At 60.3% G+C, this 12,541-nt stretch carries 12 protein-coding genes and 1 tRNA gene; 5 read left to right on the top strand and 8 right to left on the bottom strand.

The genetic code is table 11. The features are described from left to right. Positions 1-69: 69 nt before the first annotated feature. The 3 genes from CHC01_RS28755 to CHC01_RS28745 all read right to left on the bottom strand — a co-directional run bounded on the left by CHC01_RS28755 (position 70) and on the right by CHC01_RS28745 (position 3,260). Positions 70-876 (bottom strand): enoyl-CoA hydratase/isomerase family protein, encoded by an 807-nt coding sequence (locus CHC01_RS28755; RefSeq protein ID WP_089267749.1) that lies wholly within the window; start codon positions 874-876, stop codon positions 70-72. 130 nt (positions 877-1,006) lie between these two features. Further along, positions 1,007-2,167 carry an acyl-CoA dehydrogenase family protein gene (locus CHC01_RS28750; RefSeq protein WP_089267748.1) on the bottom strand — a complete coding sequence of 387 codons (1,161 nt, stop codon included), beginning with the start codon at positions 2,165-2,167 and terminating at the stop codon, positions 1,007-1,009. A 28-nt stretch (positions 2,168-2,195) separates the two neighbouring features. Beyond that, positions 2,196-3,260 (bottom strand): acyl-CoA dehydrogenase family protein, encoded by a 1,065-nt coding sequence (locus CHC01_RS28745; RefSeq protein ID WP_089267747.1) that lies wholly within the window; start codon positions 3,258-3,260, stop codon positions 2,196-2,198. A gap of 256 nt (positions 3,261-3,516) precedes the next feature. Between CHC01_RS28745 and CHC01_RS28740 the strand changes: the two genes are divergently transcribed. After that, positions 3,517-4,302, top strand: a complete 786-nt coding sequence (locus tag CHC01_RS28740; RefSeq protein ID WP_089267855.1) for an SDR family NAD(P)-dependent oxidoreductase — start codon at positions 3,517-3,519, stop codon at positions 4,300-4,302. A 73-nt stretch (positions 4,303-4,375) separates the two neighbouring features. On the opposite strand, the gene CHC01_RS28735 is transcribed toward CHC01_RS28740, so the two are convergent. Continuing rightward, the gene (locus tag CHC01_RS28735) at positions 4,376-4,645 is read right to left on the bottom strand and encodes a GlsB/YeaQ/YmgE family stress response membrane protein (RefSeq protein WP_089267746.1); all 270 of its coding nucleotides are present in this window, start codon (positions 4,643-4,645) and stop codon (positions 4,376-4,378) included. Between the two features lie 27 nt (positions 4,646-4,672). Then, the gene (locus CHC01_RS28730) at positions 4,673-5,302 is read right to left on the bottom strand and encodes a YidB family protein (protein ID WP_089267854.1); all 630 of its coding nucleotides are present in this window, start codon (positions 5,300-5,302) and stop codon (positions 4,673-4,675) included. Positions 5,303-5,435: 133 nt separating this feature from the next. Between CHC01_RS28730 and CHC01_RS28725 the strand changes: the two genes are divergently transcribed. From CHC01_RS28725 to CHC01_RS28715, 3 genes are all read left to right on the top strand, one after another. Further along, the gene (locus tag CHC01_RS28725; RefSeq protein ID WP_089267745.1) at positions 5,436-6,452 is read left to right on the top strand and encodes a 2-dehydropantoate 2-reductase; all 1,017 of its coding nucleotides are present in this window, start codon (positions 5,436-5,438) and stop codon (positions 6,450-6,452) included. Between the two features lie 474 nt (positions 6,453-6,926). Then, positions 6,927-7,184, top strand: a complete 258-nt coding sequence (locus CHC01_RS28720; protein WP_231078919.1) for a hypothetical protein — start codon at positions 6,927-6,929, stop codon at positions 7,182-7,184. A 338-nt stretch (positions 7,185-7,522) separates the two neighbouring features. Next, complete coding sequence (locus CHC01_RS28715; RefSeq protein ID WP_244558556.1) at positions 7,523-7,960, top strand: CAP domain-containing protein; 438 nt, start codon at positions 7,523-7,525, stop codon at positions 7,958-7,960. Positions 7,961-7,981: 21 nt separating this feature from the next. Here the strand turns inward: CHC01_RS28715 and CHC01_RS28710 are convergent, their stop codons facing one another. Continuing rightward, entirely contained in the window at positions 7,982-8,707 is a 726-nt protein-coding gene (locus CHC01_RS28710) for a hypothetical protein (RefSeq protein ID WP_244558555.1), read from the bottom strand. Between the two features lie 337 nt (positions 8,708-9,044). Next, on the bottom strand, positions 9,045-9,425 hold the full coding sequence (locus CHC01_RS28705) for a hypothetical protein (protein ID WP_089267744.1): 381 nt from the start codon (positions 9,423-9,425) through the stop codon (positions 9,045-9,047). Between the two features lie 195 nt (positions 9,426-9,620). On the opposite strand from CHC01_RS28705, the gene CHC01_RS28700 reads away from it, so the two are divergent. After that, a tRNA-Arg gene (locus tag CHC01_RS28700) sits at positions 9,621-9,697 on the top strand. A gap of 60 nt (positions 9,698-9,757) precedes the next feature. Here the strand turns inward: CHC01_RS28700 and CHC01_RS28695 are convergent. Beyond that, positions 9,758-12,487, bottom strand: coding sequence for a bifunctional diguanylate cyclase/phosphodiesterase (locus CHC01_RS28695; RefSeq protein WP_089267743.1), 2,730 nt, complete (start codon positions 12,485-12,487; stop codon positions 9,758-9,760). Between the last annotated feature and the right edge of the window lie 54 nt (positions 12,488-12,541).

Raw genomic sequence — 12,541 nt, 5'->3', positions numbered from 1 at the left:
GTCTAGCGAAGCTCGCTTCGCGCTGCCCGGCCATTTCACAGTGAGGTTTGAAAAAAACCCGACGGGGACTTAGCGCCCCTTGAAGTTCGGCACCCGGCGTTCGGCAGTCGCCGCAACGCCTTCCTTGAAATCTTCTGTCTTACGCAGGCGCGTCTGCTCGGCCAGTTCGTGCTCGGTCGCCTTGGCCACGCGATCGGCGAGGCCGTTGCGCATGGTGGCGCGGGTCGAAAGTAGGCCGAGCGGCGAGCATTCCGCGATTTCTTCCGCAAGCCTGATGGCGGCGTCGCGGACCTCGGCCTGCGGCACCAGCACATTGGCCAGGCCCATCTTCAAGGCTTCCTCACCGCCGACGCGGCGCGATGTATAGAACATCAGCTCGGCGTTGTTCTTGCCGATCAGCTCGGTCAACGCAACAGTGAGGCCGAAGCCGGGATGGAAGCCGAGCTTGGTGAAATTGGCAGCGAAGCGCGTTTCCGGGCAGGCGACGCGGAAATCGGCCGACACCGCGAGGCCGAGGCCACCGCCGATGGCTGCGCCCTGGACGGCCGCAACGATTGGCTTCTTGGCGCGGAAGATACGCACGGCTTCCATATAGAGATGGCCGATGGAGCCGAGATTGTCGGCGGGGTCACCGCTCTTGGCGGCTGCCTCGGTCTCCTTGCGGTTCGGGTCGCTGAAATCGGCGCCGGCGCAGAACGCCTTGCCTTGCGCGCACAGAACCGTCGCCCGGATCTCGGGATTGGCGTCGATCTCGTCGAGCGCATTGGCGATCTGCTGGATCAGCAGGATGTCGAAGAAATTCAGTGGCGGCTTGCGGATCTCGATAATCGCAATGTGGCCGCGGGTCTCGACGCCGATGTCTTTGTAGGTGGTCATGTGTTTCCTCGTCATTCCGGGGCACGCCCGGCGCTTGCCGGGTGTGAACCCGGAATCTGGATGTGTTCAACCATGTCGAGGTTCCGGGTTCACACGCGCAAGATGCGCGTGCGCCCCGGAACGACGAGCCTCAGCGCAGACCAAGTCCGCGCGCGATGATGCCGCGCAGGACTTCGGTGGTGCCGCCCTGAATGGTCAGTTTTGGCGCCGTCTTGATGGCGAAGCCCAGCATCTCGTCCAGCGTGGCGTGATTGGAGGCACTGTCGTCGACGAAAGCCGCGAGTTCGCGCACGCGATGGGGCAACTGCTGCTCCCAGATCGTGCCGATATCCTTGACGATGGACGCTTCCACCACCGGCTCCTTGCCGGCCTGCAGCATGCCGGCCACCGACACCGACATGCGGCGCATCGTGTGCAGCTGTGCGACGAGGCGGCCGATGCCTTCGGCGCTGCGAGTGTCCGGCTCCGGGCCGACAGCACGGACCAGTTCGGTCAGCACGTAATAGGTTTCAAGGAAACGTTCGGGGCCGGATCGCTCATAAGCGAGCTCGCTGGTGGCTTGTTTCCAGGCGCTGTCGAGCTCGCCGAGCATGTGGTCGTCCGGCACGAAGTGATCGGTGAACACGACTTCGTTGAATTCGTATTGGCCGGTGATCTGCGCGATCGGGTTCACCGTAATGCCCGGTTTCTTCATATTGACCAGAAACTGTGTCAATCCGTGGCGGCGATTTTCCTTGGTCGGGGCCGATGTGCGGAAGATCGCGATCATGTAGTCGGCCATATGCGCCGAGGTCGTCCAGATCTTGCTGCCATTGATGAGCCAGCCGCCGTCGGTCTTGGTGGCCTTGGTCTTGGCAGCGAACAGATCGGAGCCCGAATTCGGCTCGCTCATGCCGATAGAGAAACAGACCTCGCCGCGGCAGATGCGCGGCAGGATGTCCATCTTGATGTGCTCGGGGGCGTATTTCAGGAGCACCGGGCCGCTTTGGCGGTCGGCAACGAAAAAGCGGCGCACCGGCGCGTTGGCCACGCGCATCTCTTCGGTAACAACGTAGCGTTCAAGGAACGAGCGCTCGTGGCCGCCATACTTCTTGGGCCAGGTCATGCCTAGCCAACCGCGCTCGCCGACGCGCTTGCTGAATTCGGGATTGTCCGAGTCCTCGCGCTGGGGCTTGTGCGGATCGAAAGTGCCAGCGGCGATTTCCTCGGCGAGGAACGCGCGGACTTCCTTGCGCAACTGCTCGCATTCGGGCGGCAGGCGGATCGGATCGAAACGAAGGGCTGCAGTCATGTGAAAGGATCTCGTTTCTTGTGTTCGATCAGCGCGACGCGACCAGAGGCCACAGCTCGTCGGCACCGCGCGCAGCGACCAGTTTGCCGAGTTCGACCGCCCAGTAGCTTTCGCTGCCGAAATCATCGCGCCATGCCAATGCGCGCAGCGTGTAGCGATGCAGGATGTGTTCCTGCGTGAAGCCGATGGCACCAAGAACCTGATGCGCAATGGCGGCGCCCTTTTCGGCGGCCTCGGAGCAACGGATCTTTGCAGCGGCGGCCTCGAGGAAGAGCGCGTCATCGAGTGGTGCGCCGCTGGAGAAGGCGTCAGCCGCGGAGCTGGCAGCGGCGAGGGCTGCCGAGGTCTCGCCTGCGAGTTTCGCCAGATTGTGCTGCACCGCCTGGAACTTCGAGATCTTCTTCTCGAACGCCACGCGCTCGCCAGAATAGTTCACGCCGATGCCGAGCATGGTTTCCATTGCACCGGCAATCTGCTGGCTGCGCACGAGTGCGCCCATCAGCAACAGCGCTTTCTGATCGAAGCCCGATGGCGCAGATCGAAGGGTGACCGGCCTCACAGCGTCGAAATGCACCGTGTCGGACGGATCATCGGCCAGACCGAGCCCGGCTTCAATCCGGCAGGCGCTGGCGTCCACCAGCGCAATAGAGGCTCCGCCGATGCCGGAGGCGACGATGGCGATGTGTTTCGCATCCCTCGCGAACGGCACGCCGCGCGCGCGGCCGGTAATTGTACCATCGGCGTTGAGCGTGAGGCGATCGCGCGGGCTTGCCGGCGCGACGGTCATCATGCCTTCGGGCGATTTGATCTGGGCCTGCGCGAGCAGCCAGCCCGCCAGCATGGTCTCGGCGAGCGGTACAGCAACGCCAGCGCGGCCGGCGACGCTGAGGACACTGAAACCTTCGGCCATGCTGGTGCCGGAGCCGTCGCACTCTTCAGGCACCCATGAGAGCGGCAGGCCAGCATCTGTCAGTGCCTGCCAGAGCGGCGCTTTCCAGCTGCCGTTCTTGTCGTGATTGATGGTCTGTGCGTCAGCGAGATCGGCGAAAATACGTTCCGCGGTTTCCGCAACGATATTGTCTGCGTCCGTCAAGGCGTTCCCCGTGTGCTAGCGCATCTCATTCGGCAGGGAATGCCGGGCATGGGCGCTGCCACTTTTCTTGCATTCATGATGCGGAAAAGGTGGAAGGAAGACAAGCGGGCTGGCCGCAGAGGGGCCTGCGGTGGCGGCATGATGTGTTGGTGCAGCGCAATTTAATTCCGCAAAGCGAACTTGTGCCGCGTTGTATACCAGCGCGACCGCATTATGGTAGATCGCATCAGCGTCAGAACAAGCAGAGGAAATGCAGATGGCAAGTGACGGTTTGTGCGTCGTGATTACAGGGTCGGCATCGGGGCTTGGTGCTGCGACCGCCGCCATTCTCGCCAAGGACGGCGCCCGTATTGTCATCAACTATTCGTCGAGTCAGAAGGAAGCCGAAGCCACTGCCGAGCTGTGCCGCGATGCTGGTGCAACCGAAGTCATCGTGGTTCAAGGCGATGTATCGAAGGACGACGATTGCAAGAACATCGTCGCGGCTGCCCAGCACTGGGGGCGGATCGATGCGCTGATCAACAATGCCGGCATGACCAAGCATGTGCCGCATCACGATCTCGATGGCCTGTCCGCGGAAGATTTCCAGCGCATCTATGCGGTCAACACGATCGGGCCCTATCAGATGGTGCGTGCGGCGCGTGCCTTGCTCGAAGCCGGCGCCAAGGCGTCGGGTCGTGCTTCGGCCGTCGTCAATGTCTCGTCCATGGCCGGTATCACAGGCGGCGGTTCGTCAGTCGCCTATGCCGCCAGCAAGGGCGCGCTGAATTCGATGACGCTGTCGCTCGGCCGTGCATTGGCTCCGCTGATCCGCGTCAATACGGTCTGCCCTGGCTATATCGATACGCCATGGTTCACCAAGGGACGCGGTGCGGACGGCGCTGCCAAAGTTCGCGATGCCGTAATCGCGCGAGTTCCACTGAAGGTGGCCTCGACCGCGGAGGACGTCGCCGCCCTGATCTGCTTCCTCGCCACGTCGCCATCGAGCAATATGACGGGCGAATTGGTGCGGATGGATGCCGGCATGCATCTGCTGGCCTGATCGGAAACCTGCGTCAAACAGCAAAAAGCCTCGGGTAATGCCCGAGGCTTTTTCATTCTCGATTGCTGGCAGATCAGCGATTGCCCGGATCGGAAATCATCCGGCGGGCAACCAGTCTGTTCCAGATGAACAGCACCACCAGCGCGCCGATCGTGGCGGTGATGAAGCCGGCACCCTGGTTCGGGCCGTAATGGCCGATCTGCTGGCCGATGAACGTCGCCAGGAATGCGCCGGCAATACCCAGGATAGTGGTCAGAATGAAGCCGCTGGGATTGTTTGGCCCCGGTGACAGAAGGCGGGCGATAATGCCTGCGACAAAGCCCACAACGAGAATCCAGATCATAGCAATATCCCCTCTTCTAAGTGAGCGTTAAACCCAGCTGGACTTAACTTCGTCTTCCGTGGGTAGCCGGCCATGCGGTGTGAACTGATTAACGGCATCGGGTAGTTCGTTGCTCAGCTCCGCGAGAAGCTGCTCGCGGGACATGCCGGTGCGCGACGTCAGTTGCGCGATCTGATCCGCGCCAAGTGCGGCGCCGAGATCATTAGGCGAGATCTGCTTGTTCGGGCCGGAGCTGACCCAGGAATCCGCGGCGTCGCCATGGCCGTTCTGCTGGAACTGCTTAAGCAGGTCGCCGAGGCCACCGCTGAGCACGCTGCCGGCGGCTCCGCCCGCCAACAGACCGCCGAGCGGGCCCTTCAGAAGGTCGCCGAGGCCGCCACCGCCTGCTGCAGTGCCAGAATTTCCGCCGAGGAGGCCGCCAAGCATACCACCAAGGCCGCTATCTTGCGCGCTGGCCTGCGTCGTATTCGGCGGCGGGATTTCTTGCGAGTGCCCCTGTGCCGCCGGTTGGCTACCAGTGAAGTGCTTGTATCCTTTGTAGGCGAGCAGCGCGAGGATCGCCATCGTCATCGGCGACATGCCGCCGCTCTTGTCGTCGGGATCGCTGGGGCCACGCGGCCCGTTGGCCATGCCATTCAGAATGTCGAGCAAACCCATGATCATCTCCTGTTCTGCCAGCCCGGCGAAAGCATAGCTGCGCGGTATGACGCCTACAAGGCGCGTCGGTTCCGCCGATAGGCAGCGCTGCGGCATTTTGCTAGTAACGGATGCTGGATGAACGGGAGATGACGTGATCGAAACGCGGCCCATTTGTATCGCCGGTGCCGGCAGTATCGGCTGTTTCGTGGGTGGCATCCTGGCGGCAGCCGGCCGCGACGTCGCCATACTGGCGCGGCGGCGCATCGTGGACAGCATCGAGGGGCACGGTCTGAGGCTGACGAGCTTCGAGGGACTTGATCAACGTCTCGCCCCCGGCCAGCTGCGGCTGTCGGATGACCCCGCCATCATGAGCGAGGCGAAGATCATTCTGGTCGCGGTCAAGAGCGGCGATACGGCGGAGATGGCGGGGCTGATCGCGGATCATGCAGCGCAAGACGCGATCGTCGTCAGCCTGCAAAACGGCGTCGGCAATGTTGCGGTCCTCCGCGCAGCTCTGCCCGGGCGCCGCATCCTCGGCGGAATGGTGCCATTTAATGTCATCGCAAAGGACGATGGTCATGTTCACCGCGCAACGTCCGGAAACATCGTCGTCGAACGCGATGGGGCCGATACCGCTTCGAAGCTATCCGTGCCGCATCTTGCCGTCCTTGCGAGCGACGATATCGTCGGTGTCCAGTGGGGTAAGCTGCTGGTCAATTTGAACAACGCGCTCAATGCGCTGTCGGATATACCGTTGCGGTCGCAGCTTGCACAGCGCGCGTGGCGCTCGTTATTCGCCGATCAAATGGCGGAAGGCCTGGCCGTTCTGAAAGTCGCCGGTATCAAGCCCATCTCGGCGACGCCGATCCCTGCGCGACTAACGCCGCATTTGCTGCGGCTACCTGACGGCCTGTTCAATATGCTGCTCGGGCGGACGATGAAGATCGACGCAAATGCGCGCTCGTCCATGTGGGAGGATCTGCAGCGCGATCGACGCACCGAGATTGACTATTTGCAGGGTGTCGTCGTTGAGCTGGCGGCGAAATATCAGATCACGGCTCCGCTATCGCTGCGCGTGATGACACTGATCAAGCACGCAGAGACGTCAGGCAAGGGATCGCCCGCACTCAAGCCAGATCAGATTCGCAGTGAACGTGACATTGATTGAGCCGAAGGGACTGTTGGACCGGCTTCGGCGCTATCATTACGAGAATGTTACTATTCGTTTCGGCTACTATCGGCGGACTCAACTATCCGAATGCTCCAATTGCGTCTGCCGGTCAATGCGATGGTACCATTATCCGTTGCATTCGCATTAAGCCGATGATTATCCGTTAAATATCAATTGCGGATACGCGTCGGTGAATTCTCAGTAAATGAGATGTAAAGCGTCTTTTAGCCCGTTATTCGCAGACGAGTAGCAGTTCGCGTCGTGAAGAAGGCTCGCAGGAGTACGGCTGGTTCAATACTAGACATCATGATGTGACATCAGGGGCTATGTCATTCGCGACATCTTTAGTATAGAAGGCCGCGTGATTTGACGGTGGTTCGCGCTTCGCGCGCCGGGCTGGGCGTTTGATCCTTTCATATCATCGGCAAAGCGTGTGCCGGTCGAATTATTCAACTAACAATCGGAGCTACAATGGCCAAGAAAGCGAAAAAGAAACTCGTCCGTCGCGAGTACACCAAGGAAGACGTGAAGATCCTGAAGGCGCATTCGAAGGCCCAGACCCCGCTCGAGAAGATTTCCAAGGAGATGAAGCGCACCGGTGGTTCGCTGCGTCAGAAAGCCATTAAGCTTGGCATTCCGCTCGGTCATCGTCGCCGCAAGGCGAAGAAGGTCGCCACGAAGGCTACCAAGGTGACTAAGACTGCAAAGGCCAAGAAGGCCAAGAAGTAAGCTTTCGTACTGAACGAAGCCGGCCTGAAGTTCGTTAGCGCTTCAGGCCGTTTTCTTGGGTGGAGCGATCGATGCGAACCCTGTTTTTGAAGGTCTTGAAGCGGAAATCCTGCGCCGCTATCGCTGTGGTTGCGGCGATACTAAGCATTGGTGCCATCGCACCTGCATTTGTGGTTCCTCCGACGGTCACCCCGTCGCCGGGTTATGATGCCCGGCTTGCCGAGCAACGACGCGCGACTGAAGTGCAGGCGCCTGCGCATGCTCGCAAGCCCGCTGCCGCGATCGTCTGCGCAACGTCGTCGGTATAGTCATTGGATCTGATCCGTGAAGCGATTGTCATGACCTACCGCCCCCTGAGGTTGTTTGTGCTCTGTGGTGCGTTGATCATGGCAACCATTGTCGAAAGCAGAGCGGCTGATTATGCGAGCCAGATCAGTGCCTTTCGCCGAGCGCACAAGCTCTCCTCTGTCACGCTGGACAGTAAATTGAACGCGGTCGCGCTTGCTCAGGCGCAGGCGATGTCATCCAGTGGCAAGGTCAGCCACGAGGTCGGCGGTGTTTTCTCCGCGCGTGTGGGGAAGCTCCGCAAATCCAAAGCAGCAGAGAATATCGCGGCGGGCTTCCTGACATTTCCCGAAACGTTGAGGCAATGGGAAGAGAGCCCAGGTCATCGCGAGAACCTGCTCATGTCCGGCGCACGCAAGGTCGGCGTCGCTTACGTCGCCAATCCCAAGTCGACCTACCGGATGTTCTGGGCGATGGTCATCACGGATTGATACCTGACAGGTTGCTATGGCTCAAGTGCGCTTGGTCTTGGCCGGCGCGTTCGTGCCGAACAGCGCGTCCTTGATGTCTTTCAGCCCCGATGACAATTTGGACCACCCACAGGTAAGGGGCTCGATCGCGCAATCCGGCTCCTTGGCGCGCACTTTGGGCCGAGGCCTAGGTAGCAGGACAGGCTTCGCATCGCTTGGGGTTTCCGCGGTCTGCCGAAAGTCCGTTTCGAGCGCAGCCTGGGTTTGCGCTTCGCGCTGCTTTTCAGCGAAGGCCGCGACGATGACGCTGCGACGCTGATTGTCCAGATAGATCTTGTACTGCTCGTCGATCGCCTTCTGTTCAGCCGTGGTTGGGTTCGGGCCAGCGATATCAAAGCTGCGGTTCTGCATGAAGTCGTGATACGTATAGCCGCCACCGCGCTTGCGCCGTCCCGCGAATTTGCTTTCGCAATCCGACAGCGCCACAGCCTTGGCGTCTTTCGAAGCCGTCGATTTTTCGATGCGCTCGGCGCAATCTTCATAATCCGCAGGCGCGGCAGTCCACCATTGCGCACGAGCAGGCGAAGACATCAACGCGAGACCGGAGAGTGATGCGGTCGTCAGTAGCGCAAATATGAGTGACTTGTATGCGGACAAATGAGCCACGTGGGTTCCGATGTAGATAACAAACCCAATTCTCGCCATTTGTGGGCCATTTTTCAACCTCGGATGTGTTACTTCTCCCCGCTTTTGGAGCAAGTGCAGCATGACTGCATCAGTGCGGTCATGTGGTACGCAGACCGGCGTTATTTCGCGATACAACGCTGATGTGGAAGTGTTTTCAGGCAGAGATCTGTGGCTGCTCTCATATCACTGAAATTGATGACTTCAGAGTTTTGAGTCATTCTTGACAGTAGTTTTCGGATCGCGCTGCTACTCGACGCGCAATCACCTACACGGGACCACACGTAGTTTGCGAAGCGACGGGCTCACGTCCGATGGAGCGGTGTTGTCGCTTCGTTTCGTGTGCCTGGGACTCTATCCGATGACAGACACGAAAAAGGGCGGTCCTTTGGGCCGCCCTTTTTCTCAGATGTCAGTTGTCTTACTGGCAGATGTGTCGTCGGCCGTCCTCGCCGCGGAACCAAGTTCCCGGCTGACACACGAAGCCCATGCGCTGTGCGTAGGAATCGCGCGGGACGCCATTGTAGCCATCATAGGAATTGTAGCTGTTCCGGAACGGCGCAGTTGCGATGGCCCCGGCGGTGCCCACAGCCGCACCCGCTACACCGACCGCGCCGCCAACCACGCCTGCCGCAACGTCACCCGGCCAGAAGCCCGAATCACGATAGCCGCTATCGACTGTACTGGCGCGATAGTCCTGCGTGGCCTGCGCCCGGCGATTCATCGGGTCCTTTGCCATCACTGGCGTAGCGATCAAGCCAGAGACCACGGCAGCAGCAGCAAGAAGTTTCATCTTTGTCATGCGGGATTCTCCATCGTTATTATGACAACCAGCCAACGATGGGCGGTCCGAGACGTTCCGCGATAGATGTCCCGATCTTTTAAGGGCATGTGACGCCGGTTCCGGCCCCGTCCTATTTGAATTGCCAACGGGTAGCGATGATCGAACGGCTCTGATATGGAACTGTCCATGCCCGGTGTTCCTGACCGGGATCGCGGTCCCGTAGCTCAGCCGGATAGAGCGACGGTTTCCTAAACCGTAGGTCGCATGTTCGAGTCATGCCGGGATCGCCAGCTTTCCTTCTGTTTAATCCAAAACAGGCCATTTTCGCGACGACTTCGGACCTCCTGGCGTCAGGCGACGGCGATCTCGCGCTTCTGGAGCATGGCGCGAATCTCTCGTGACGGCTTGGCGGCACTGAAAAGAAAACCCTGCATCTGGGTACAACCGAGCATACGCAGTGCGTCGAGTTGATCGGCTGTCTCAACGCCCTCCGCCGTGGTGATCATGTTGCGGGCGGCCGCGATGGTTACAACCGCCTGTACGATCGATGACGATCCGCCGGGCGCCACGATGTCCCGGATGAAACTGCGGTCGATCTTGACCTTGTCGAACGGGAATCGCTGCAGATAGCTGAGCGATGAATAGCCGGTCCCGAAATCGTCCAGCGCAATCCCGACACCGATGCCGCGGAGCTGATGGAGGATCGCGAGCGCCATCTCATCATCGCGGATCAGCACTGTTTCCGTGACCTCAAGTTCGAGTCGGTGAGCTGGCAAGTTGGCTGCCACGAGGGCTCGAGTGACATTCAAGGCCAGGGTCTGCGTCGTGAATTGAATCGGCGATACATTGACAGCGAGCTTGATTGGCGCCGGCCAGGAGGCCGCCTCAGCGCATGCCGTTCGCAATACCCAATTGCCGAGTTCGGTAATCAGGCCGGTTTCTTCGGCGATCGGAATGAACTCTGCCGGTGAAACCATGCCGCGAACCGGATGCCGCCAGCGGAGCAACGCTTCGCAACCAGTAATCTCGTTGCTGGCGATATCGACGACGGGTTGATAGTGAACCTCAAGTCCGTCTTCCGCGAGCGCCTTCCGCAGATCCTGCTCCAGCGCGCGCCGCGCCCTTGCGCCTTCATCCATGGCAGGCTCGAAGAAGCGAAAGGTGCGCCGTCCGGCGGCCTTGGCGCTATACATTGCGAGGTCGGCATGTCTCAGCAATTCGTCGAGATCGGAGCCGTCATCGGGGGCTACAGCGATTCCGATGCTGGCATCGGTCGTGATCTGGTGACCAAGGCATTCATAGGGCTGCCGGATGGCGTCATAGAGCGGCACCACCAGATGGGTGACATCGCTGCGGCGGGCAATTCCCGTATGCACGATGGCGAATTCGTCGCCGCCAAGTCGCGCGACAAAGCCCGCATTACCGACACAGCTGCGCAGCCGCGTGGCCACGATTTTCAGCAGCTCGTCGCCGATCGCATGACCGAGCGTGTCATTGACGCTCTTGAACTCATCGATATCGATATAGAGAATCGCAAATCGCGCGCCGTCATGCAGCGTTGCGATTTCCGCTTCGAGGCGCTCACGGAACATCACCCGATTGGGGAGATCTGTCAGAGCATCGTAATGCGCAAGATGGGCGATGCGCTCTTCCGAACGTTTGCGATCGGTGATGTCCTCGAGCGTCGAGGCCCAGCCGCCGTCCCCCGATCTCTGAACGAGGATCTGGATCGAACGACCATCCGGCGTGGTCAGTAGCGTATCGTGGACAGGGCCTTCAGCAACGCTTCGCAAGAACGACGTGCAGTATTCGTCGACATCGCCGATGAAGGTTCCGTTGTCCTTGCGATGCTGGATGAGGTCGCGGAAATAGCAGCCTGGCTTCACGATCTTGTCGGATAGTCCGAACATGTCGATGAAGCGCTGATTGCAGACGACCAGCCGGCCATAGGCATCGAACAACAGCAGGCCCTGCGTCATATTGTTGATTGCAGTATCGAGATGTGTCGATTTTTGCGCCAGCATCCGTTCGGCCGAGCGGTGCTGGCGGTTCAACTGCCGGACGATCAGGAACAGCGTCGCCAGGATCACCAATGCGGCAAGTGTCGCACCGATGATTTGATATTTGGTCTGCTCGCGCCAGTCATGCAGGGCCGCGGGCATGCTGGTGGTCGCGACGATCATCACGGGAGCCGCCGCGAGGCGCCTTGCGGAGCCCAATTCGTCTTCCCCGTCGATGGGGCTGATATAGTGCCCCGTCGAGGTTCCGCCCGTCGACCAGAGGTCCTTGAAGACTGAGCTGTTGCTGAGGTTCTGGCCGATAACGGTCTCGTTCTGCGGATAGCGAGCAAGCACGGTGCCGTTGCGGTGGATCATCAAGATCTTGGCGTCTTTTTCGAGCGCGAGGGATGCGAAGAAGCTCTCGAAGTGAACCGGCTCGACGCCGCGGCTGATGATGCCCATGAATTCGCCATGGCGTCCGATCAGCTTGCGCGAAAACACGGCGGTCCATGCACCAGTCACCCTGCTGATGACGGGTTCGGCCAATACGACCGCGGGCCCGTTGTCGGCCTGCAGCGTCTGGAAATGCTGACGGTCGGCAATGTCGATGGCAGGCACCGGCCAGGTTTCCGACGAGTTGAGCAGCTTGCCTTCGGAATCGAACAGGTTGATGCCGCCGACATAGGGCAGGCTGCTGAGCTTGGTGCGTAGCATGCGGTGGACGTCGATCCCCGACATCAGATGCTGATAGGCGGCGCTGTTCTGGATGTTGGCCGACTTCATATAGGTGATGACGTCGTTCTGGATGCCCTGCAGGTCTCCGAACTGCTGGTCGAAGTGTCGTGCGACCAGCAGAACCGTGTTGTCCAGTTCGCGCTTCTTGCTCTCGATGGAGCGGTCTCTGAAATGGACGGTGATGTAGGCCGTGCCGATGGCGATGGCGGTAATCAGCAGGCAGCCGCACAGGATGAGGCCTTGGATCGGCCCGCCTTGAAATCGGAAACGGCGCAGCGCGGCGAAGCCAGCAAGGCCGCCAGCGCCATCAGACCGTTCCCCCGACTTTGCGTCGTTTTGCCCCATGCGTAGTTTTGTACCGGGGGGACCGCCAACGCGCCGTTACGAACTTCGGTGAAT

The organism is Tardiphaga sp. OK246, from assembly GCF_900188215.1.
GTDB lineage: Bacteria > Pseudomonadota > Alphaproteobacteria > Rhizobiales > Xanthobacteraceae > Tardiphaga > Tardiphaga robiniae.
The sequence above is the reverse complement of the archived record's forward strand: the minus strand, read 5'-3'. Positions and strand labels throughout refer to the sequence as shown.